Origin of the sequence: Aminobacter sp. Piv2-1 (assembly GCF_037625995.1) — a bacterium.
Classification (GTDB): domain Bacteria; phylum Pseudomonadota; class Alphaproteobacteria; order Rhizobiales; family Rhizobiaceae; genus Aminobacter.
In genome coordinates this window covers 16,035-40,116 of sequence record NZ_JARKMU010000009.1, presented here as the reverse complement: position 1 = coordinate 40,116, position 24,082 = coordinate 16,035, and the positions used below count along the sequence as shown (strand labels likewise).

General features: G+C 67.1%; 12 protein-coding genes and 1 tRNA gene. 7 read left to right on the top strand and 6 right to left on the bottom strand.

Annotated features, from left to right (window positions below; genetic code table 11):
- Positions 1-225: 225 nt before the first annotated feature.
- Both AmiPiv_RS17010 and AmiPiv_RS17005 read right to left on the bottom strand, forming a co-directional pair.
- Positions 226-4,401: a translocation/assembly module TamB domain-containing protein gene (locus tag AmiPiv_RS17010; protein WP_340038676.1), complete on the bottom strand. Its 4,176-nt coding sequence runs from the start codon at positions 4,399-4,401 to the stop codon at positions 226-228.
- A gap of 9 nt (positions 4,402-4,410) precedes the next feature.
- The gene (locus tag AmiPiv_RS17005) at positions 4,411-6,345 is read right to left on the bottom strand and encodes an autotransporter assembly complex protein TamA (protein ID WP_340038675.1); all 1,935 of its coding nucleotides are present in this window, start codon (positions 6,343-6,345) and stop codon (positions 4,411-4,413) included.
- A gap of 282 nt (positions 6,346-6,627) precedes the next feature.
- Here AmiPiv_RS17005 and AmiPiv_RS17000 point away from each other — a divergent pair, with 282 nt between their 5' ends.
- The 7 genes from AmiPiv_RS17000 to AmiPiv_RS16970 all read left to right on the top strand — a co-directional run bounded on the left by AmiPiv_RS17000 (position 6,628) and on the right by AmiPiv_RS16970 (position 19,185).
- On the top strand, positions 6,628-12,087 hold the full coding sequence (locus AmiPiv_RS17000) for an alpha-2-macroglobulin family protein (RefSeq protein WP_340038864.1): 5,460 nt from the start codon (positions 6,628-6,630) through the stop codon (positions 12,085-12,087).
- Positions 12,088-12,274: 187 nt separating this feature from the next.
- Positions 12,275-14,374 (top strand): penicillin-binding protein 1C, encoded by a 2,100-nt coding sequence (gene pbpC, locus AmiPiv_RS16995; protein WP_340038674.1) that lies wholly within the window; start codon positions 12,275-12,277, stop codon positions 14,372-14,374.
- 545 nt (positions 14,375-14,919) lie between these two features.
- Entirely contained in the window at positions 14,920-15,945 is a 1,026-nt protein-coding gene (locus tag AmiPiv_RS16990) for a sulfate ABC transporter substrate-binding protein (protein ID WP_340038673.1), read from the top strand.
- Positions 15,946-15,969: 24 nt separating this feature from the next.
- On the top strand, positions 15,970-16,821 hold the full coding sequence (gene cysT / locus AmiPiv_RS16985) for a sulfate ABC transporter permease subunit CysT (RefSeq protein WP_340038672.1): 852 nt from the start codon (positions 15,970-15,972) through the stop codon (positions 16,819-16,821).
- Positions 16,814-17,698 (top strand): sulfate ABC transporter permease subunit CysW, encoded by an 885-nt coding sequence (gene cysW / locus AmiPiv_RS16980; RefSeq protein WP_340038671.1) that lies wholly within the window; start codon positions 16,814-16,816, stop codon positions 17,696-17,698. The genes cysT and cysW overlap by 8 nt, the downstream gene beginning before the upstream one ends.
- 13 nt (positions 17,699-17,711) lie before the next feature.
- A complete protein-coding gene (locus AmiPiv_RS16975; RefSeq protein ID WP_340038670.1) occupies positions 17,712-18,761 on the top strand; it encodes a sulfate/molybdate ABC transporter ATP-binding protein in 1,050 nt (349 codons plus the stop codon).
- Between the two features lie 348 nt (positions 18,762-19,109).
- A tRNA-Ile gene (locus tag AmiPiv_RS16970) sits at positions 19,110-19,185 on the top strand.
- 610 nt (positions 19,186-19,795) lie between these two features.
- Here AmiPiv_RS16970 and AmiPiv_RS16965 read toward each other — a convergent pair.
- From AmiPiv_RS16965 to AmiPiv_RS16950, 4 genes are all read right to left on the bottom strand, one after another.
- On the bottom strand, positions 19,796-20,350 hold the full coding sequence (locus tag AmiPiv_RS16965) for a hypothetical protein (RefSeq protein WP_340038669.1): 555 nt from the start codon (positions 20,348-20,350) through the stop codon (positions 19,796-19,798).
- 245 nt (positions 20,351-20,595) lie between these two features.
- Positions 20,596-21,690 (bottom strand): amino acid ABC transporter permease, encoded by a 1,095-nt coding sequence (locus AmiPiv_RS16960; protein ID WP_340038668.1) that lies wholly within the window; start codon positions 21,688-21,690, stop codon positions 20,596-20,598.
- Position 21,691: 1 nt separating this feature from the next.
- On the bottom strand, positions 21,692-22,840 hold the full coding sequence (locus tag AmiPiv_RS16955; RefSeq protein WP_340038667.1) for an amino acid ABC transporter permease: 1,149 nt from the start codon (positions 22,838-22,840) through the stop codon (positions 21,692-21,694).
- A 65-nt stretch (positions 22,841-22,905) separates the two neighbouring features.
- Positions 22,906-23,925: an amino acid ABC transporter substrate-binding protein gene (locus tag AmiPiv_RS16950; protein ID WP_340038666.1), complete on the bottom strand. Its 1,020-nt coding sequence runs from the start codon at positions 23,923-23,925 to the stop codon at positions 22,906-22,908.
- Positions 23,926-24,082: the final 157 nt, after the last annotated feature.

Genomic DNA, 24,082 nt, shown 5'->3' with positions numbered 1-24,082 from the left:
TCGTTGTTCCCGGATCAACTCTGCAATTTTGGGAGTGGAGCAGTTCGCGCGATAGCGACAGGATTGGCGCAAAAATGGTAATGCGCGGCGGATTCCAGGGAATATTCTCCGTTGTTTATATTCGCCATGGGACCACCCTCCGCGACAGGGCTGCGGCCGATGCAGGACATTGTCAGCAGAGTGTCGAAACACCTCTAACAAGCCGATCTCGCGATCCCGGCGGGATCAGTATTCGCGCTCGTAGAAGATGCCGCCCTTGGCCTCGCCATCGTCCGACGCCTGGCCGCGCAGCTTGACGCCGCGGCCGATGGTGAGGTCGATGGTGGCCTTGCCGGAGCCGGGCTTGTCGCCCTTCTCGATGGTCATGTAGGTCCGGTCGTTGAGGTACTTGCCGACAGCGACCGAGGTGTCGCCCTTCTCGTTGGTCCTGACATCGAGATCGTCGACGCCGAGCGTGGCGCGCAGGCTGGAGAGCAGCGATGTGGAGCCGCCGATGCCGGCCATGGTCGCGGCCGCGTCGGCGAGCTGGGCGATCTGCAGCGGCGACAGGTTCGACATCGACCGGCCGAAGATCAGCCGCGCCAGAACCTCGTCCTCGGGCAGCGCCGGCACCGACGAGAAGGTGAACTTCGGATTGTTGGCCTGACCGCTGATGCCCACCGTCACCGTGGCGTCGGTGGCCGTCGTCTCGGCGGCAAAATCGATCGTGGGCACCAGCGAGCCGGCGAAGCCGACGGAGCCGCGCGTGAAGTTGAGGCGTTTGCCGAGGATCGACAGACGGCCGCGCCTGAGATCGAAGTTGCCCACCGCCTGAGGCGAGGCCGACGATCCGGTCAGGCGCAGCGAGCCGCCGAGTTCGGCGTCGAGGCCGCGGCCCTGCACGAAGATCTGATTGGGCGCGTTGACGGTGACGTCGAGGGTGAGCGCGCCGCTGCCGCCGCTGGCCTTGGCCGGCGGGCGCATCGCCTCCTGCTGGGCGACGACGGCCTTGGGGGCGTTCTTATGCTGGACGTCGACGGCAGTCAGCGAACCGGGGATCTTCTCGGGGATGCTGATGACCGTGCGCGCGAGGTTGATCGTCCCGCTCAGCACCGGCGCCGAGGCCAGCGGTCCCTTGACGGCGATGTCGCCGCCGAGATTGGCGGTGACGACGCGACCGTCGGTGTAGCGGCCGTCGGTCAGCTTGATGGAGATGTCAGCCGGCAGCCCGTTCGCCGCGTCAATGCCCACCGTGCCGCTGGCCGACAGCGACCCGCCGGTCGACAGCGAGCCATTGAGCCGGTTGATGGTGGCCACGCCGGAGGCGATGCCGATGTCGAGGGCGATGTCGTTGATGGCGAGCCCCATCTGCGCCGCGACCAGGCGCGCGCCGGTGGAGCGGACGCTGCCGCCTATGACGGGCGACGTGGCCGGCCCGCGCACCTGCACGTTGACGTCGGCCGTGCCGGTCAGCGCCATGCCCTGCGCCGCGAGCGTGCGGGTGAGGAAGGCAAACGGCACGGGTCCCGAGAAATTCAGGTCGAGCGCGACGGGCTTGTTGGTGACGACAGTACCCCCGCCCTTCAGCGCCAGGCCCGAGCCGTCGCCGATGGTCGACTGGAAGGCGAGCTTGCCGCCAGCGAAGGTTCCGGTCGAACCGATGTTCATGGCGCCGAAACCGGCGCCGCGGGTCTGGGATGTGGCAGCGCCGGCAACCTTGAGATCGTAGCCGACCGTCGGGTTGGCCGCGGCACCGGAAACCTTGACGGTGCCGGAGATCGAGCCGGCCGCGTCCAGACCCGGTGCGAACGAATTGGCCAGCGACGCGGGCACGTTGGCGAGCGCCACGTTGAGGTTGAGCGCCGAGCCGGCGGTGCCGGAGACGGTCGCCGTGCCGCCGCCGAGGTTGAGGGCCAGGCGGTCGAGCGTCGTCGTGCCGCCGGCGATCGCCACCGTGGTCGGCCGGGCGATGGCGGCGCGGATGCCACGCATGATCGCCTCGCCGGAGGCAAGCTCGATGGTGGTCGTGCCGCCGCCGACCTTGAGGCGGCCCACGGCCTTGGCCGGAATGTCGGCGACGGTCGCACCGCCGGAGAAGCCGGTCCACTCGCCGTCGCGCTTGAGATCGACGCCGATGCCGGAAATGACGGTCTTGCCCGAGGTGACCGACCTGGCCTTGACCGTTCCCGAGATGGCCGGCGCCTTGAGGTAGTCCAGCACATCCGCGCTGACGGCGACCGAGTTGGCGGCGAGGTCGCCGCGCTTGAGCTGCGCGGTGTCGAGCGCGACCTTGACCTGCGGGACGTCGCCGCTGCGGGTGAAGTCGATCCTGCCGCGGATGTCGCCCTCGGCCTTCTCCAGGGCGAGTGCGGCCAGCGGGCCGATGTCGGGCATGTCGATGTCGATGCTGCCGAGCGGCACGAAGCCCTTGTCGAGCACAAGGTCGCCCGACAGCCTGTTCTGGCCGAGCGACAGCGACAGGCCCTTGATCTGGCTCGAACCGTCGGCGGTGGCGAGCACCGCGCTGCCCTGGAGCTTCTGGCCCGCCACATCGCCCGAAAGCGCGACATTGGCGGCGGGATTGGCCGGGTCGACCTTGCCGGTTGCGGTCAGGTTCAGCCCGGTGATTTCACGCGCGGCGGCTTCGATGCGGTCGCTGGTGACGGAGAGCGACACGTCGGGCGCGGTACGCGCGCCCTTCGCGGTGACCGCGAAGTCGATGGCGCCCTTGGCGTCCTTCGACAGCAGCGAGACATCGGCGAAGGCGCCCTTGAGATCGGCGTCGATCTCGCTGCCCTTCATCCTGGCCGTGCCTCGCGCCGTGAGCGCCCCGGACGTGAACTCGATGGCGTTGGCGGCGAAGCTGCCTTCGGCGTCGCGGCTAGCGGTGGCCGACAGCTGCACCCGGTCGGCCAGCGCAATGCGGACGCCGGCAGGCAGCGCATTCGAGGCGACGTCGGCGCTCAGGCCGAGCGTCAGCGCCAGATCGGCCAGCGCCAGGCGGGCGTTCATCTCGCCGTTGAGCGCGTCGCTGCGGACGCTACCGCGGTCGACGACCACCGCGTCCTTGCTGATGGAGCCTGCCATGTCGACCGAGACGCGGCCGGCGACGAGCGGCGCCAGCGTGGCGATGTCGGTCTTGAGTTCGGCCACGCCGAGCTTGATCGAGACCGGGCCGCTGCGGTTGGCGATGTCGAAGCCGTCGGACTGGGCCGAGGCGGCGATGTCGCGCAGCTCGGTGTTGCCGGCGATGACCGAAAGCAGCGAGGCGCTGAAATCGACGGCCGGCGCCTTGCCGTCGCCGAGCGCACGCAGGCTGGCCGCGTTGATGGCGACGGTGACCGGCTGGGCGTCGCTGCCGAGGCTGAGCACGATCGGCCCGTCATTGGCCTTGACGTCGAGTGCGAGGTCGGCGGCGCCTTGCGGATCGAGCGAGCCCGTGGCGGTGGCGGTCAGCGCGCCGCTGGCGATCGAGGCGCGCTCGATGTCGAGGCCGCCGGTGGTGGTGCGGGTGCCGGCGATGTCGAAGCTGGTGCTGCCGGCAAGCAGCGGCTTCAGGGCCGCGGGCAGGAAATCCTCGAAGGCGCCGTCGCCGATGGCGGTGACGACGTTGCCCTGGTCGGTGAGCCGGTGCGTGCCGGAAACGCGGGTGACGACGTTGCCGTCGACGGCGAAGGTGCCGTTGCCGCTCCAATCGGCCAGGGGCCCCTCGCCCGCGACAACCAATTCCACCGCAGGCTGGTTGGGCAGTTTGAGGATGTTGGCGATGATGCCGCCGGCGGGCTCGGCGGCGCGGACGTTCAGCGTCAGCCGGTTCTCATCGGGCGCAAAGGCGATGTCGGCATCGACGCTGCCCTGCCTGCCGTCGCTGCGCGCGACATTGAACCTGGTCTCGACCGCCAGCGGCGAACCGCCGGCGCGCAGCATGCCCTTGGCCGAAAGCTCGGCGATGCCGGCACCGGCAAGCTCCTCGCCGAGCGCGATCTGGGGCAGGTCGACCTGCCTGATGTCGAGCGCCACCGGCAGCGAGAAGCCGCCACCGCTCGCCTTCGCCTGCTGCGTGCCCGGCCTGGGCAGCCGCGCGGCCTCGATCCGCGCCACAGCGATGCGGTCGGCACGGAAGGTGAAGGAGAGCAGCGCCAGTGGCGCCCAGTCGACCGAGACCCCGCGCAGCGCGAGCCACGCGCCCTGCTTGTCCTCGATCACGACGTTGTCGAGACGGAGGTTCCCCGACCAGATGCCGCTCAGTCCGCTCAGCTTGATCTTCTGGTCGTCGCTGGAGGCGACGCTGGAGATCAGCCCGGCGAGGTTTTCCCGCCCCCTGGCGGTGAGCGTGAAGACCGCCGCCGCGCCGATGGCCAAGGCCAGCACGACGAGGACGGCGATGCGGAGGAAGCGCAGGATGATCTTCAGCATGGCCATTGAGCGAGCCTAGAACGACTGGCCGACGCCGGCATAGATGCCGTAGCTCGGATCGCCGGGGCCGGGGTTGAGCGGCACGGCGACGTCGACGCGCAGCGGGCCGAACGGCGTGAGGTAGCGCACGCCGATGCCGGCGCCGACCTTGACGGTCGAGAAATTCGGGAACTGCTTGGTGGAAACCGTGCCCGCATCGATGAAAGGCACGATGCCGAACTTGTCGTTGACGGCGTAGCGCATCTCCACCGAGGTCTCAGCATAGGACAGGCCGCCGGTGGGCTGGTCGCCGGCCTTGGGGCCGATGCCCTGGTAGGAATAGCCGCGCACCGAGCCGCCGCCGCCGGAATAGAAGCGCCGGTCGGCCGGCACATCCTCGAGGCTGGCGCCGAGGATCGATCCCATGGCGACGCGGCCGGCGAGCACGAAGCGGTTGTCGGCGCCGAGGCCGTAGTAGGCCGAGCCCTCGCCCTTGAGCTTGACGAAGGCCTTGCCGTTGAGCGTGTCGTAGGTGGGCTCGACATAGGCGAGCGCGCGGAAGCCGCGGGTCGGATTCAGCTTGTCGTCGCGGCTGTCGTAGACATATTGCAGCGGCAGGCTGACCAGGAGGTAGCGCTTGCCGTCGGGATTGAGCGCGTCCTCGATGTCGGAATAGTCGACCGCGACCTCGGCCGACACGGTCTGCTGCTTGGTCAGCTCGTAGGAGACGCCGGCGCCGCCCTTGACCGAGAAGCGGTCGTAGGCGTCGGGATGCTCGAACACCACCTTGGCGTTGGCGAAGAATTTCGACGCCGGGCCGATTACGCCCGGCTTCTCGAACATGATGCCGGCATTGTAGTTGAGCTGGCCGAGCTCGGTGGTGTCGCCGATGCGGCTGATGGCGCCGCCGATGCGCAGCTTCTCGGCGCGCCCGAACAGGTTGCGATGACCCCAGTAGCCCTCGATGCCGGCGCCCTCGGTGTTGGAGAAGGTGGCGCCGGCGCCGAAATAGCGCATCTTGCGCTCGCTGACGCGGACGTCGATGGGGATCTGACCGGCGGGATCGAGTGCCGCCGCCTCGCTGATCGAGACGCTGGAGAAGACGTCGAGCGCGAGCAGCCGGTCGCGCGCGTCGTCGATTTCCTTGGGCGAATAGCGGCGGCCGCGCTCCAGCCCGGTCATGTAGACGGTGAAATCGCGGTCGACGGCTTCGGTGCCCTCCACGGAGGTGTCGCCGTAGCCGGCGATCGGCCCCGCCTCGACGCTGAGCGTGACGTCGAGCGTGGTGGTGGCATGGTCGGCGACGATCGCGCGGTCGGTGACGCGCGCCAGCGGCCGGCCTTCCTCCTTGAGCGCCCGCACGATCTCGGCCTCGGCCTTGAGGATGGCGTCGGACGAGGCGTCGCCGCCGGCGATCAGGCCGAAATCGGCGCCGCGGATGCCGGCCGCGTCGCCCTGGAGCACGATGTCGCCCAGGGTGAACTGCGAGCCGGGCTGGATGCGAACGGTGACCGGGACGGGCTGGGGGCCGTCGAACACGGCGTCGGGTTCGAGCTCGTCGAGCGGCCTGCCGGCGATCGATATCTCGACGACGCCGTCGTAGCGCGCCCGGGAGAAGAGTGCCGCGATCAGCCGTTCGCGGTCGCTGCGCGCCTTGGCGAGCAGGCCGAGCGAACCGGAGACCGGACGCTCCTCCTCGCTCTTGAGCAGGGAGACGTTTTCGAGCGCCTCGCGCAGATCGTCGTCGTCGCCAGCGACCTCGAAGGTGACGGCATAGTCGAGCGGATCGACGATGTCGGCGTCCTCGTCCTTGCTCGATCCCCAAAGCTTGATTCCAAAGATCTCGAGCGCCGCCGCCTGGCGCGCCTCGGCGGCGAGAATCGTGGTGGCCAAAAGCGCCGCCATCGCCGCGCGCCAAAGCACGCGGGCGCCGGCAGAACTATCGTTTCCACGCTTACGCCGCACAAACATCAAGCCAACGTAACCTTCAAATCTAAAATTGGAATGAAGTTTCTGTGCATTCGTAAAGCAGACACAATCGAGGAATGAGATTCCAGTGGGCGAAAGGTCGAGCCCCGCGATAGGGATTCGGCAGGTTCATCGGGGCAACCGCATGGTGGGGCAATACCATGCACGGCATCCAAGACAAGCGACAACCTTGGCGAGCACTCGCTGGCAGGCTTCCGTATTGCCTGTAGTGAGGCTAGCCTGAACGTGACTTGAACGGCGACGAGCCTGTCGGAGGGACTGATGATGCGTGCGGCGCGTGTTTTTCCGGTATTCGTTCTCTTCCTGCTCGGTTGGACGCTCGGTGCGGCGGCGCTCGAGGCCCGGCGCGTGGTGACCACCGAAAACAGCGACTATTTCGGCTTCGACCTGAGGTCGGAGCAGAACGTGACCCTCGACCAGTGCCAGACCTCCTGCCTGGGCGATTCGGCCTGCCGCGCCTTTACCTACAACACCAAGGCCAAGTGGTGCTTCCTCAAGTCCGACTTCGCGACCATCAAGCCGTTCAGCGGCGCGGTCGCCGGCAAGGTGGTGCCGGTCAACGGCGATCCCGACATCGGCGCGCCGGCCGAACTGTCGTTCTTCCCCGCCGCGTTCGCGGAGGAAGCCCGCAAGTTTCGCGCCGAGGTCACCGGCGGCCAGATCGACGGCAGCGAGGGCCTGGCGGGCCTGATGGATACCGGCGAGGCCGCCATCCGGGGCGGCGACGGCCGCGCGGCCAGCCAGAAGTTCCGCGCCGCGCTGAAGATCCTGCCCGACGACACCGCGATCTGGAACCGGCTGGCCAATGCCGTGCTGCTGATCCAGCCCGGCGACGGCAACGAGACGGCCAACCAGCAGCGCGACGCCACCGCCAGCGCCTACAACGCCTACCTGCTGTCGCGCACCGCCAAGGTGCGCGCCGAGAGCCTGACGCTCATCGCCCGCGCCCTCGACAAGCGCGACATGTTCCGCCCGGCACTGCAGGCCTACGAGGCGAGCCTGGCGCTCGACAACTCGGCCTCGGTGCGAGCCGAATACGAGGACCTCAAGGCCCGCAAGGGCTTCCGCGTCGTCGACCACTCGATCGACGCCGACACCACCTCGCCACGCGTCTGCGCCCAGTTCTCCGAAGCGCTGGTCAAGGCCGGCGTCGACTACACCCCCTTCGTGACCGTCGACGATGCCGCGCCCAAGGCCGTCGAGGCCAAGGACCAGCAGATCTGTGTCGAGGGGCTGGAGCACGGCAGGCACTATCGCGTCACCTTCCGCCCCGGCCTGCCGGCGGCGATCGGCGAGGTGCTGGAGGCGCCGGTGGTGCTCAGCGTCTACATCCAGGACCGGGCGCAATCGGCCCGCTTCACCGGCGACAGCTTCGTCCTGCCCTCGACCGCCCGTCGCGGCATCCCGGTGGTGACGGTCAACATGGATGCGGCGGCGATGAAGCTCTATCGCATCGGCGACCGCTCGCTGGCGCAGCTGCTCTCCGGCTACCAGTTCCTGCGCCAGCTCGACAGCTATGACCTGTCGAGCATCTCCGACCAGATGGGCGAACCCATCTGGGAAGGCCAGCTGGTCATCGCCAACGAACTCAACAAGGAAGTGACGACCTCCTTCCCCGTCGACGAGGCGCTGCCCAGCCGCAAGCCGGGCGTCTATGTGCTGACCGCCCAGCCGCTCGACGACAGGAGCGAGGAGTGGGCGACCAAGGCGACGCAATGGTTCGTGGTCTCCGACATCGGGCTTTCGACCTATACCGGCCAGGACGGGCTCAACGTCTTCGCCCGCTCGCTGGCGACAGCAAAGCCCATCGCCGACACGGAAGTGACCCTGCTTGCCCGCAACAACGAGATCCTCGGCACCGCCAGGACGGACGCCGAGGGCCGCGCCACCTTCAATCCCGGCCTGACCCGCGGCGACTCGGGCCTTGCGCCGGCGGTGCTGATGGCGAGCAAGGGGGGCGACGACTTCGTCTTCCTCGACATGACCAGGGCCGGCTTCGACCTGTCCGACCGCGGCGTGACCGGCCGCGCCGCGCCCAGCGCGCTCGACGTCTATGCCTGGACCGAGCGCGGCATCTACCGCGTCGGCGAGACGGTGCATGCGGCAGCACTTGCCCGCGACGACGCGGCGCGCGCCAACGACCTGCCGCTGACCTTCATCTTCACCCGTCCCGACGGCGTCGAGGACAGGCGCATCGTCAGCCAGGGCGGCAATGCCGGCGGCCACGCCGTCGACCTGCCCTTGTCCAGCGCCGCCATGCGCGGCACCTGGAGCCTCGGCATCTACACCGATCCCAAGCAGCCGGCGGTCGCCAGCCAGATGTTCCTGGTCGAGGACTTCGTTCCCGATCGCATCGAATTCGACCTCACCGCCGACCGCAAGGAGATCGCGGTGGGCGAGACGGCCACAGCCACCGTCGACGGACGCTTCCTCTATGGCGCGCCGGCCGCGGGCCTGGCGATCGAGGGCGAGGTGACGCTGTCGACCAAGCGCGAGTGGGACGCGTTCAAGGGCTACTATTTCGGCCTCGCCGACGAACAGGAAGGCGAAGCGACCCGCACCCCCCTGACCGGCCTGCCCGTGGTGGGCGACGACGGCAAGGCGACCTTCCCCGTCGTGATTGCCTCCGCGCCCTCGACCACCCGCCTGATCAACGCGGCGCTGACCGTGCGCATGCGCGAGACCGGCGGCCGCGCCGTCGAGGAGCGGCTCGACATCGGCATCCTGCCGCAAGGCACGATGATCGGCATCCGCCCCGACTTCTCCGGCGAGGAGGTGCCGCAGGGCGGCACCGCCAAGTTCAGCCTGATCGCGGCCCAGCCGGACGGCAAGCGCGCCGAGCTCAAGGGCGCGCAATGGTCGCTGGTCAAGGTCGAGCGGAACTACCAGTGGTACCGCGCGGGCAGTTCCTGGAACTATGAGCCGGTGACCTTCACCAAGTCGGTGGCGACCGGCCAGGTGGACCTCGACGCCAACGGCGAGCCGACTGTTTCGCTGCCGGTCGACTGGGGCCGCTACCGCCTCGAGGTGGAGACCGCCAACCCGGCCGGACCGGCCTCGAGCTACGAGTTCGATGCCGGCTGGTACGTGGCCGCGACCTCGACCGAAACGCCCGACGGCCTCGAAGTGGCGCTCGACAAGGAGAGCTATGCCGCCGGCGAGGTGGCCAAGTTGAAGGTTTCGCCGCGCTTCGCCGGCGAGCTCCTGGTCACCATCGGCGCCGAGAAGCTGATCAGGACCGTCACAGCCAGCGTGCCGGCCGACGGCGCCACCGTCGACATCCCGGTCGGCGACGACTGGGGCGCCGGCGCCTATGTGACGGCCACCCTCTATCGGCCCGGCGAGGCGCAGGAATCGCGCATGCCGGCCCGCGCCATCGGCCTGAAATGGCTGGCGGTCGACCCCGCCGACAAGAAACTCGGCGTCGCGCTCACGCTTCCCGAAAAGACCGAGCCGCGCAAGACGCTGTCGATCCCGGTCGCCGTGACCGGGGCGAAGGCGGGCGACAAGGCCTATGTGATGGTCGCCGCCGTCGACGTCGGCATCCTCAACCTCACCAACTACCGCGCGCCCGACCCCGAGGACTGGTATTTCGGCCAGCGCATGATGGGGCTCGAGATCCGCGACCTCTATGGCAGGCTGATCGACGGCTCACTGGGGGCGATGGGCAAGCTGCGCACCGGCGGCGACGGCGCCTCCATGACCTCGCAGGGCAGCCCGCCCAAGGAGAAGCTGGTCGCCTTCTTCTCCGGCGTCGTCGAACTCGACGCCGACGGCAAGGCCACGGTCGACTTCGACATTCCGCAGTTCAACGGCACGGTGCGCGTGATGAGCGTGGCCTGGACCAGGGATGCGGTGGGACGCGCCGTGGGCGACGTGATCGTGCGCGACCCGATCGTGCTGACCGCCGGCATGCCGCGCTTCATGGCGCCCGGCGATTTCGCCGAGATGACACTCGACATCGCCAACACCGATGCCCCGTCGGGCGACTACACGCTGTCGGTCGACACCACCGGCGATCTTTCCACCGGCGATGCCGCCCTGCCGCAGAAGCTTGCGCTGGAGCCCGGCAAGCGCCAGACGGTGAAGATCCCGCTGATGCCGGTGACGGCGGGAACGGCAGGCTTGACGATCCGCCTCGCCAATGCCGAGGGCCTGACGGTCGAGCAGGAGCTTTCCTTCCCCGTGCGCCCCGGCCAGCTGCCGGTGACCACGCGCATGGTGGTGGACCTCAAGCCCAACGCCTCGCTGCGCATCGACAAGGAGCTGCTGGCGGCGAGCCTGCTGCAGGACGCCCATGTCAGCGTCGGCGTGTCGCAGGCCTCGGCCTTCGACGTGCCGTCGCTCTTGATGACGCTCGACCGCTATCCCTATGGCTGCGCCGAGCAGACGACCAGCCGGGCCTTGCCGCTGCTCTATGTCAGCGAGCTCAGCGCCGCGGCCGGCATGGCCGACGATCCGGAGCTGCGCGAGCGCATCCAGGGCGCGGTCTACCGCGTGCTCAACTACCAGGCCTCTTCGGGCAGCTTCGGCCTATGGGGGCCGGGCTCCGGCGACCTCTGGCTCGACGCCTATGTCTCCGACTTCCTGACAAGGGCGCGTGAAAAGGGCTTCGAAGTGCCGCAGCAGGCGATGATGCAGGCGCTCAACAACCTGCAGAACTCGATCGGCTACGACGTCGACGTCGAGGACCGCGGCTCGGAGATCGCCTATGCGCTCTATGTGCTGGCGCGCAACAAGCAGGCCTCGGTGGGCGACCTGCGCTACTTCGCCGACACCAAGCTGGAAGCCTTCACCAGCCCGATGGCGGTGGCCCAGCTGGGCGCGAGCCTCGCGCTCTATGGCGACGCCCAGCGCTCGGAGCAGACCTTCGAAGCCGCGCTGCAGCTCGCCAAGGCTGCGACCGACTACGACTGGTACCGCTCGGACTACGGTTCGCGCCTGCGCGACAGCGCTGCCATGCTGGCGCTGGCCGCCGAGAGCAAGCCGGTGCCCTCGGTGGTGCCGGCGCTGGTCAAGATGGTGGCGGCGGATCGTGTCGCCGCGAACTGGACGAGCACCCAGGACGACGCCTGGATGCTGCTTGCGGCACGCGCGCTCAAGGCCGGCAACGAGGCGATCTCGCTCGACGTCAACGGAGCGGCGCACAGCGGCGCCTATTCGGAGCGGGTCGGCGGGGCGGACCTTTTGGTCAACCCGATCGTGGTGTCGAACACCGGCAAGGATGCGCTGCAGGCGGTGGTGACGACGGTGGCGCCGCCGGTGCAGCCGCTGCCCGCGGGCGGCGACGGCTTCACCATCGAGCGCACCTACTACCGGCTCGACGGCAGCGAGGCCAACGTGACCGAGGTGAAGCAGAACGAGCGCTTCGTCGTCGTGCTCAAGATCAGCGAGCTCAACGACTGGCCCTCGCGCATCGTCGTCGCCGACATGCTGCCCGCCGGCTTCGAGATCGACAATCCGGGGCTGGTCAACAGCGCCAACCTGTCGAACTTCCCGTGGCTGACACAGACTGAAGCGGCACATCTCGAATTCCGCAACGACCGCTTCGTCGCCGCCATGGACAGCGGCGAAGGCGCCGACCAGGAATTCACCCTGGCCTATGTCGTCCGCGCGGTGACGCCGGGCGTCTATGCCCACCCGGCGGCCAATGTCGAGGACATGTACCGTCCGCAATATTCGGCGCGCACGGCCACCGGCATGATGGAGGTGAAGGCGGAGTAGCCATGTCTGCTTTCAGACCAGCATCGACTTTGACGGCGCGGTCTGCGCTGCCCCTCATCCGCCTGCCGGCACCTTCTCCCCGTGATCCTTCGACAAGCTCAGGACGGGGAGAAGGGACAAGCGGCCACGTCGACGCCCCCCTCTCCCCGTTTTTCACGGGGAGAGGGCAAGGGTGAGGGGCAGAGCAATGCTCTCCGCGAGAACAGCGCGCAGGATCGCCCTCTGCACGACGGGTGCTGCCACGCTGGCCGCGCTGACTCTCGGCGGCCTTGTCGTGCTCGACCGGACCTTCCCCCCGCCCCTGCCCGAAAAACTCGTCGTCTCGGCCGAGGTGGTCGACCGCGACGGCCAGCTGTTGCGCGCCTATGCGACGCCGTCCGGGCATTGGCGGCTCGGCGTCGGCCTCGACGACGTCGACCCAGCATTGGTGAAGATGCTGGTCGCCTATGAGGACAAGCGCTTCTGGGAGCATGAGGGCGTCGATCTCCTGGCGCTCGGCCGCGCCGCCTGGCAGTTCGCAAGCAACGGCCGGATCGTCTCGGGCGGCTCGACGCTGTCGATGCAGCTGGCCCGCCTGATCGAGCCGCGCGCCGAGCGCAGCTTCAGCTCCAAGCTCAGGCAGCTTGTCCGCGCCGTACAGATCGAGCGCCGGCTGTCGAAGCAGCAGATACTGGAACGCTATCTCACGCTCGCGCCCTATGGCGGCAACCTGGAGGGCGTGCGCGCCGCCGCGCTCGCCTATTTCGGCAAGGAGCCGAAGCGCCTAACCGTGTCGGAGGCGGCGCTGCTGGTGGCGCTGCCGCAGCTGCCGGAGCGGCGCCGGCCCGACAGGAACCCGAACAACGCCCAGGTGGCGCGCGACCGGGTGCTGGGGCGGATGGTGACGGCGGGGCTGCTGGGCGAGGCCGAGGCGGCGCGCGCAGCACTCGAGGACGTCGGCACCACCCGGCTCGCGCTGCCCGCCATGGCGCCGCACGCAGCCGACCTGGCGTTGCGCAATGCGCCCGGCATCGTCAGGCACCAGCTCACCCTGCGCAAAAGCGTGCAGGCCGGGCTGGAGGCCGTGGCGCGCGAGGCAGGACAGCGGCTCGGGCCGCGCATCTCGGTCGCCCTGGTGATGGCCGATGCGATGACCGGCGAGATCCTCGGCGAGGTCGGCTCGGCCGACTATCTCGATGCGACCCGCTCCGGCTGGATCGACATGACCCGGACGGTGCGCTCGCCCGGCTCGACGCTGAAGCCCTTCATCTACGGTCTCGCCTTCGAACAGGGGCTGGTGGCGCAGGAAACGCTGATCGAAGACCGGCCGGCCGATTTCGCCGGCTACCGGCCAAAGAATTTCGACATGAGCTACCAGGGCGACGTGTCGGTGCGCCAGGCGCTGCAGCTGTCGCTCAACGTGCCGGCGATCCGCCTGCTCGACGCGGTCGGGCCGCAGCGGCTGACCGCGCGCTTCCGCCAGGCCGGCGTGACGCCTTCGCTGCCGCCGGGCGAGGTGCCGGGGCTCGCGATCGGGCTGGGCGGCGTCGGCGTTTCGCTGCGCGACCTCGTCCAGCTCTACACCGGCCTCGCCAATGGCGGCCGCGCCAAGGTCCTGCGCGACGGCACCGAGACTTCCGCACCCGCGCCGCTCGCCAACGGCACGATCCTCGAGCAACAGGCGGCCTGGCAGGTGGCGGACATCCTTGCCGGCGTGCGCGCGCCCGAGGGGGCGGCCAAGCGCAGCATCGCCTACAAGACCGGCACCTCCTACGGCTACCGCGACGCCTGGTCGATCGGCTATGACGGCCGCTATGTGCTGGGCGTTTGGGCCGGACGCGCCGATGCGGGTGCCGTGCCCGGCCTGTCCGGCTACGTCTCGGCCGCGCCGATCCTGTTCGAGGGCTTTGCCCGTTCCGGCCTGCCGGCGATGCCGCTGCCGCAGGCGCCCACGGGTGCCCTGCGCCTGGCCCGCGCCGACCTGCCGGTGACGCTCGAACGCTTCTCCTCGGCCGGGCAGCTGCCGACGGTCGTCGCCGCCGCCGTCACCGAGCCCGCGCCGCAGATCGTCTTCCCGCCCGACGGCGCCCGGGTCGAACTGGGCGCGGCAAGCGGGAGTACGAGCCCGCTGGTGCTCAAGCTGCAGGGCGGCCGCGCGCCGTTCCGCTGGCTCGCCAACGGCAAGCCGCTGGACGCGATCGAACGCCGCCGCGAGGCGACGTGGCAACCGGACGGCGCGGGCTATTCGACGCTGACGGTGATCGACGCGGCCGGCCGGGCGGCGAGTGTCAGGGTGTTCGTGGAGTAGATCGATCATGAAACGGGATCAATCAACCATTCCGAACTTCTGCACGGGCATTGGTTCGTAGCCGTCACGGCATGGATCCCCGGGTCTCCGCAACGTCGCTTCGCTCCTGCTCCGCCCGAGGATGACGAAGGCATGGGGCTCCTCGCCAATCGCATGCGTTGGAGATTGGCGGCAAAGTCTAATGAAGCTCGTCATCCTCGGGCGGAGCAGGAGCGAAGCGACGTTGCGGAGACCCGGGGATCCATGCCGCGACGGCTACGAACCAACGCCGGTGCAGAATATTTCGGCTGGGCGCAAATTCCGTGGGGCTGCAACCAAGCACATCCCCGACCGCCGCCCCTTGCCACCTCCTCCGCATCCCCTAGCTGTCGTGGTCTGTGGCGAATCGTTTGCCCCGACGGTCAGGACTTTTTGGGCGAGCAAAAAAATTTCGCGACCGGTCCGGGTGTGGCCGAAAATTGCCCCGCGGCGGGAAAATTCGGAACATTCGCCGCATCTAATTTCTACCAGTTCGATAGACTATGCCTATTCGAACGGAGGCGGAAATGACCACTTCACGCAGAACCCTACTCCTCTCGGCGCTGGTCGCCGGGGCCATGCAACTCGGCGGCCTGAGCGTTGCCCATGCCGAGACGACGCTGCTCAACGTCTCCTATGACCCCACCCGCGAACTCTACAAGGCTTACAACGAGGCCTTCGCCAAGTACTGGAAGGCCGAGACCGGCGAGACGGTGACGATCCAGCAGTCGCATGGCGGCTCGGGCAAGCAGGCGCGTGCGGTGATCGACGGCCTCGACGCCGACGTCGTCACGCTGGCGCTCGAAAGCGACATCAACGCGATCGTCGAGAAATCCAAGACGATCAACCCCGACTGGCGCGGCAGGCTGCCCAACAATTCCTCGCCCTACACCTCGACCATCATCTTCCTCGTCCGCAAGGGCAACCCCAAGGCCGTCAAGGACTGGGGCGACCTGGTGAAGGAAGACGTGCAGGTGATCACGCCCAATCCCAAGACCTCCGGCGGCGCGCGCTGGAACTACCTCGCCGCCTGGGCCTGGGCCAACGGCCAGTTCGGCGGCGACGAGGGCAAGATCAAGCAGTATATCGGCAACCTCTACGCCCATGTGCCGGTGCTCGACACCGGTGCGCGCGGCTCGACGGTGACCTTCGCCGAGCGCGGCCTGGGCGACGTGCTGCTGGCCTGGGAGAACGAGGCCTATCTCGCCCTCGACGAATTTGGCGCCGACAAGTTCGACATCGTCATCCCGCCGTCGTCGATCCTGGCCGAGCCGCCGGTTGCGGTCGTCGACGCCAATGTCGACGCCAAGGGCTCGCGCAAGGTGGCCGAGGCCTATCTCAACTACCTCTATTCGGCTGAAGGCCAGACGATCGTCGCCAAGCACCACTACCGGCCGTCCAAGCCGGAGCTGGTTCCGGTCGACGTGGAAAAGCTTCCCGAACTCAAGCTGGTGACCATCGACGATCCGATCTTCGGAGGCTGGGCAAAAGCGCAGCCCTATCACTTCGGAGATGGTGGTATATTCGACCAGATCTACAAGCCAGCGCAGTAAGCCAGCAGGGAAGTTCCAAACGACATGAGTTCAGCACCCGCTACGGCGGGGTGGCGGTTCAGACAGCCGAGCGTCATTCCAGGCTTTGGATTGACGCTCGGCTTCTCGCTTGCCTACCTCACCCTCATCATCCTCATCCCGCTGGCCGCACTCGTCTGGCGCTCGGCCGCCCTCGGCTGGAGCGACTTCCTCGCCATCGCCACGGACCGCCGCACCCTCAAGGCGCTCGAGATCAGCTTCGGCACCGCTTTCATCGCAGCGCTGGTCAATGTCGTGTTCGGTACGCTGGTCGCCTGGGTGCTGGTGCGCTACCGCTTTCCCGGGCGCCGCGTCGTCGACGCCATGGTCGACCTGCCCTTCGCGCTGCCGACCGCGGTGGCCGGCATTGCGCTCACCACGCTCTATTCGACCCAAGGGTGGATCGGCCGCCTGCTCGAACCCCTGGGCATCAAGGTCGCCTACACCCCGCTCGGCATCGTCATCGCGCTGATCTTCATCGGCCTGCCCTTCGTCGTGCGCACAGTGCAGCCGATCATCGAGGAGATCGACAAGGAGGTCGAGGAAGCGGCCGCCACGCTCGGCGCGAACCGCTTCCAGACGATCACCAGGGTGCTGTTCCCGGGGCTGGCGCCGGCCGTCACCACCGGCTTCGCGCTCGCCTTCGCCCGCGGCGTCGGCGAATACGGCTCGGTCATCTTCATCGCCGGCAACCTGCCCTACGTGTCGGAGATCACACCGCTGCTGATCATCATCCGGCTGGAGGAATACGACTACGCCGCAGCCACCGCGATCGCCGCGATCATGCTGCTGCTGTCCTTCAGCCTGCTCTTCATCATCAACCTCACCCAGGCGTGGACCCGCAAGCGTTATGGCTGATCCGGAGCTTTACCCAGCAGACCAACTGCACGAGCACGTCTCGCTGGCCACCAGCGAAGCGCCGGTGGCACGCTTCCTGCTGATGGCGACGGCCTTCGCCTTCCTCGGCATCTTCCTGGTCGTGCCGCTGATCGTGGTCTTCGAACAGGCCTTCGCCAAGGGCATCGGCGCCTTCCTCGAAGCCGTCAACGAGCCGGACACGATCGCCGCGATCAAGCTGACGCTGCTGGTGGCGGCGATCTCGGTGCCGCTCAACCTCGTCTTCGGCGTCGCCGCCGCCTGGGCGATAGCCAAGTTCGAATTCAAGGGAAAGGCCTTCCTCATCACCTTGATCGACCTGCCCTTTTCGGTGTCGCCGGTGATCTCGGGCCTGGTCTATGTGCTTCTGTTCGGCGCATCGAGCCTGCTCGGGCCCTGGCTAAAGGCGCAGGGCATCGTCATCCTGTTCGCGGTCCCCGGGATCGTGCTTGCCACGATCTTCGTGACCTTCCCCTTCGTCGCGCGCGAGCTGATCCCGCTGATGCAGGAACAGGGCACCGGCGACGAGGAAGCCGCTCTTTCGCTCGGCGCCAACGGCTGGCAGACCTTCTGGCACGTGACCTTGCCCAACATCAAATGGGGCCTGTTCTACGGCGTGCTGCTCTGCAACGCCCGCGCCATGGGCGAATTCGGCGCCGTGTCGGTGGTCTCGGGCCACATCAGGGGCCAGACCAACACCATGCCGCTGCAGGTCGAAATCCTCTACAATGAGTACAATGCCGTGGGCGCCTTCGCCGTCGCTTCCGTTCTCGCCGGCCTGGCACTGGTGACGCTCGTGCTGAAAACCATACTTGAAATGCGCTACGGCGCCGAACTTGCCGCTACGCGCGGACATTGACCGAGGTTGATTTATGGATGTTCGCGTTGCCAATGTGCGCAAGGAATTCGACCGGTTTCCGGCGCTTCGCGATGTTTCGCTCGACATACGCTCCGGCGAGCTGATCGCGCTGCTCGGCCCGTCCGGCTCGGGCAAGACGACGCTGCTGCGCCTGATCGCGGGGCTGGAGCGGCCGACCCGGGGCACCATCTTCTTCGGCGACGAGGATGCCTCGAACAGGACGATCCAGGAGCGCAATGTCGGGTTCGTGTTCCAGCACTACGCCCTGTTCCGCCACATGACGGTCGCCGACAACATCGGCTTCGGCCTCAAGGTGCGGCCGGGCGGCAAGCGTCCGCCCAAGGCTGAAATCCGCCGCCGCGCCTCGGAACTGCTCGACCTGGTGCAGCTCTCGGGCCTCGAAAAGCGCTATCCGGCGCAATTGTCGGGCGGCCAGCGGCAGCGCGTGGCGCTGGCCCGCGCCATGGCGATCGAGCCGCGCGTGCTTCTGCTCGACGAGCCGTTCGGCGCGCTCGACGCGCAGGTCAGGCGCGAACTCCGGCGCTGGCTGCGCGAGATCCACGACGCCACCGGCCACACCACCGTGTTCGTGACCCACGACCAGGAGGAGGCGCTCGAGCTCGCCGACCGCGTGGTGGTGATGAGCCAGGGCCGCATCGAGCAGGTCGGCACCGCCGACGAGGTGTACGACCAGCCCAACTCGCCCTTCGTCTACGGCTTCATCGGCGAATCGAGCTCGCTGCCGGTGAAGGTCGAGGACGGCCATGTCTGGATCTCCGACCGGCCGATCGGGCTTGCGACGCCCGATCTGCCGAATGGCGAGGCGACGCTCTATTTCCGCCCGCACCATGTCGACCTGCTCGACGAATGCAACGGCTGCATCGCCGGCACGGTGGCGTCGAGCCGCCGCGTCGCCGGCACGCGCCGCGTCGAACTCGAGATCGGCGGCGGCCGCGAGCGCGTCGAGATCGAGCTGCCGGTCGGCCATCCGGCCGCCCACAAGAGCCGGGTGACCTTCCGGCCCAATCGCTGGAAGGTGTTTCCGAAGAATTCGGAGGGCTGAGTTCAAGGCAGCCCACGCCGCCGCTCAGCCCAGGCTCAGGTCCCGGCCCCTTCCTGAACTTCTGGATCAAAGGGCATCCGAGTGATCGGGCGGGGTGATGTTGCCGACAGTCGCGAAGGTGCTAGTCTTCGCTCCATGGTCGACAGTGTGAAGTTCTTTGCGAGAAGTGCTGGTGCCATCGCAGTAATGGCCGTCGTAGTGATACTCGCTGGCCAGCTTTTGGGACCGATAGGATGGTTCCTTGGGGCTGGCCTTCTTTGCACAACAGTAATCGTCGTAAAGGCGTTGTTCGATGATCGCCGCTATCGGCAACGTCTAGATGAGCGGCGCCAGAAAGCACCTTAGTTTCACAGGCTAGAGCAACCCAGTAGCTCGCCAGCCCTATAAGCTGGAGGCTGAAGGTGAAATCCTCCCCCTGCAACCAGATCAGGGCACGGGCTCAGGCGTACCCTCTGCATCTGAAACCTAGTGGCAAGTGACACCGTTCCGTTGCCATGCCAACTTGCAAGCCGATTGATCAAGCGGTGACAAGTGGGTCGTTGGCGAATCTCATTGTGGTTGTTGTCAGCCGCGCTCTTGGGCGTGTTCGTGACCGTTTTTGTGACCTTGGCGGTAGTCGTCGAGCGGATCAATGACGAAATTGATCGATGCTCCGACACGTCATCGGGAAGATATATCTCTGATGCCGTCCAAAGGGCGAAGGATTGCGATCACCCATGAGTACAGCCGCGACCGGGCCAGGCAGTCTATCGTTGAAACTTCCCACCAAAGGTTCGAAACGCGAAAAATCCGGCCAACGGTAACGTGGCGCCTGTGATGATCGACACAACATCCTTGAGTTCGCCGGAGAGAATTGCAGAGACCCACGCGGCGCACGACAGACAAAACAGAACAAGGACGAGGAACCTCAGCCATGTTGGGTTCGGTTTGTCGCCTGCCATTGCCCACGCCCATTTCGACAACAGCCGAGGGTAACCAGACGTGGCGCCAACTGACAAGCAGCAGCGCTTCGTCGCCTACCTCCTTGCCGCCAATCAATCAGCTCGACGCATATACCTTGCATAGACGCCTAGACTGGTCCCGCGGCCAGAGACTACGACGCGTGTACCTGGGGTGAGGCTGTCCCTGAAGTCACTCGGAACGCCGCAAGCGCTATTGAAGAGGAGCGGCAGCCCCTGCAGCTCCACCTGCGAACGACAGCCTTTGGGTCCGAAGCTGTCAGTGCGTTCTACAGTGAACTGCAGCTCAGTCTCTCCGCCAGCAACAAGGGCAATTGCCATCGGGCCGGTAACGTCAACGATGTTCTTGCCGGTCATAAAACCCAAAAGCAGCACGCCAAGAGCAGCACCAAACTTGCTGAGGTCACTGCGCGAAGGCCAATCATCGGCGCTCCATACCGACCAAAGCCACAGCATCACGGTTCCTAGACCGGCAACAAGTCCAGGGCCGCGTGTTGCGGTTGCCCATTCAGTCGATGGCACGAAGCCGCCGCCGAACATCTGGGCAAGCATGGGCAACAGGCCGAGCAATATCCAAGCGATCATCAAGAACTTAGCTAATTTGCCAAGCGGCCCCCTTGCCTCAGCCACATGCGCCCCTTTGAACGACAATCAAACCCCGATGCAGGAAATCAAACATGTCGCCCGGCGGCAATAGGCCGGGTGCTGGCGCAAGCGTGGCGCACCGAACAAAGCGCCAGTAGAGCGCCAGAATAACGCGGCTTAGACCGACGAAGCGCACGGATACATTTTACCGGCTCTGAGCCCCTCGGATGCCAGGGGAACTCCGGGTTCAGAACCGCTGCCGCGCGCTGTTCCCCTCGCGCGCGCAGCCCTCACCGGTACGACGTGTTGAAATGCCTTTCGAGGAAGCGGCTGTAGGCGCCCATCACGGCGCTGAACAGGAAGTAGACGGCTGCGGCGAAGGCATAGCCTTCGAGCACGGCGATGCCCTGCCATTCGGGGTCGCGCAGCGCCGTGCGCACGGTGTCGAGGAAATCGAGCAGGCCGATGATCGTCACCAGCGTGGTGTCCTGGAAGAAGGCGATGAACAGGCCGACCAGCGCCGGGATGACCTTCTTCAGCGCCTGCGGCAGCACGATCTTGAACATCACCAGCCAGTAGTGCAGCCCGAGCGAGCGGCCGGCCTCGAACTGGCCCTTGGGCACGTCCTGCAGGCCGCCGCGCACCACCTCGGCGATATAGGCCGCGGCAAACAGGATGATCGCCACCTGGGCGCGCAAGAGCTTGTCGATGGTGACCCCGTCGGGCATGAACAGCGGCAGCATCACCGCCGCCATGAACAGGATGCTGATCAGCGGCACGCCGCGCACGATCTCGATGAAGCCCGTGCCGAGCACGCGGATGACGGGTAGTTCCGAGGCGCGCGCCAGCGCAAGCCCGATGCCGAGCGGCAGCGCAAACGCCAGGCCGACGAAGGACAGCGTGAAGGACAGCGGCAGGCCGCCCCATTTCGACGTCGGCACGGCGGTGAGGCCGAAGACGCCTCCGGCCATCAGCACATAGAGCAGCGGCAGGATGACGAGCGCCCAGGCGAGCAGCAGGCCCCTGCCCCACAGCCGCGGAACCATGGACAGCGCACAGCTGCCGATGAACAGGATGAGTGCTGTGAGCGGCCGCCACTGCTCCTCGAACGGATAGAAGCCGAACAGCATGTAGCGCAGCTTTCCGGCGAGGAACGGCCAGCAGGCGCCTGAGCTCTGCTTGCAGTCTTCGGAGCTGCCGTCGAACACGGCGTCGACGAACAGCCAGCCGATGGCGAGCTTGGCCAGCAGCAGGATGACCGCGCCGGAAATCAGCGTGACGACGGCATTACCCGGCGTGCCGAAATAGGCTTCGCGCCAACGCGAGCGGCGCGGCGGCCGGGCGACCTTCTCCGCCGCTGCGGGGAGTGCCTGGGCGTCGCTCATCTCAGCGCTCCTTCAGCGCGACACGCGCGTTGTACCAGTTCATGAACACGGAGATCAGCACCGACAGGCCGAGATAGACGCCCATGAAGATGGCGATGGTCTCGATGGCCTGGCCGGTCTGGTTCATGACCGTGTTCGACACCATCACCAGGTCGGGATAGCCGATGGCGATGGCGAGCGAGCTGTTCTTGAAGACGCTGAGATAGTTGTTGGTGAGCGGCGGCACGATGACCCTGAGCGCCTGCGGCAGCACGACCAGCCGGAGCGCCAGCGAGCGCGACAGGCCGAGCGCCATCGCCGCCTCCCACTGCCCCCGGTTCACCGCCTGGATGCCGCCGCGGACGATCTCGGCGACGCTGGCCGACAGGTTGAGCGCCAGGCCGAAGAGCAGGGCCACGAATTCGGGACGAATGTGCAGCCCGCCGGTGAGCCGGAACCGCCCGAGTTCCGGCGCCTCCCAGGTGACCGCGACCTGGCCGCTGGCCCAGACGGCGACGATGGGCAGGAGGAACAGCGTTGCGGCCATGGCCCAACCCGAGCCGCCCCGGCCACTGGCGATGCGCCGCCGGCGCGAGATCGCGTGCGCGATGAAGGCTGCCGCCACACCGACCGCCACGGCGCCGAGCAGCGCGTAGAAGCCGCTCTGCCACTGCATGGCCGGAACGGCGAGGCCGCTGTTTGACAGGAAGAAGCCGGGCAGGAACTGGATCGCCTGCTTGACCGGCGGGAACACCAGGATGATCAGCGAGTACCAGAGCAAAAGGTAGAGCAGCAGCGGCACGTTGCGCAGCACCTCGACATAGGCAAGCATGAGGCGGCTGAGCAGCGGGTTGGTCGACAGCCGGCCGATGCCGACGAACAGGCCGATGACGGTGCCGAACAGCACGGCCAGGAACGACACTTTTACCGTGTTGGCGATGCCCACCAGGATGGCGCGCCCGACGCTGTCGGTCGACTGGAAGGCGATCGCCGTCTCGCTGATCTCGAAGCCCGCCTGCCGCGACAGGAAGCCGAAGCCGGTGGCGATGTCCTGCTTGGCGAGATTGGCGCTCGCGGTGCTGTACATCGCCCATCCGGCGAGCAGCACGGCGGAAATCGCAACGAATTGATAGAAGGCGGCGCGGAATCGCGCGTCGTTCAGGAAAAGCATGGGCGCGCCGAGCAGGTGGACCGGAAGGAAAGGTCCGCGCCGGGGTACGGCGCGGACCGGTGTCGTCAGCGCACCGGCGGCGCGTAGAGCAGGCCTCCGGCGTTCCACTGCATGTTCGGGCCGCGGGTCATGCCGAGCTTGGTCTTCTCGCCGAGGTTGCGGTCGAATACCTCGCCGTAGTTGCCGACGGCCTTGATGACGTTGTAGCCCCACTTGTTGTCGAGGCCGAGCATCTTGCCGAGTTCGTCGGCGCCGCCCAGCATGCGCTGCACCTCGGGGTCCTCGCTCTTCAGCTTCTCGTCGACATTGGCCTGGGTGATGCCCTTTTCCTCGGCGGCCATCAGCATCCACACCGACCACGAGACGATGTCGCGCCAGTTGGAATCGTTCTGGCGCACGGCCGGCGCCAGCGGCTCCTTGGAGATCGTCTCCGGCAGGAGCACGTAGTCGTCCGGATTGTTGGCGACCGCGCGGATCGACGCCAGGTCGGAGCGGTCCGACGAGATCGCCTCGCAGCGGCCGGAATAGAAGGCGGCGCGGTTCTCGTCCGGGCTCTCGAACACGACCAGTTCGAACTTGCCGCCGATCGTGCGGAAGAAGTCGGTCAGGTTCTGGGCGGTGGTGGTGCCGGGCAGCGTGCAGATCGCCGCGTCGGTCAGTTCCTTGGCGCTGCTGACGCCGAGCGACTTGGGCACCAGCAGGCCCTGGCCGTCGTAGAACACGGTCGGGCCGAAATCGAGGCCGAGCGAGGTCTCGCGCGAGAAGGTGTTGGTGGTCTGGCGCGACAGCACGTCGATCTCGCCCGACTGCAACGCCTGGAAGCGGGTGTTGATGTTGGTGAGAACGAAGTCGACCTTCTCCGGATCGCCGAACACCGCAGCTGCCACGGCGCGGCAGATGTCGGCGTCAAAACCCTGCATCCGGCCCTTCTCGTCGGCTGCCGCGAAACCGGGCGTGCTCAGCGACACGCCGCAGATCAGCTTGCCGCGGCTCTTGACCGTGTCGATCGTCGCGGCCTGCGCCGCCCCGACCACGCCGGCGAGTGCTGCGGTTGCGGCGCACAGCGCCAGAAATCCACGTTTCATTCATCCCTCCCTAGGTGTTGATCCTCGTAAGATCCGCCCGCGCCTGCCTTCCCCGGAGCGCGGCTCGGAGCTTCGCCCGGCTATGTATGCATAGATTGTGTACGATTAGGAAGAGGGTAGAACGAAGTAGTGTATACAATTGTTCGTGCTTGTGAAT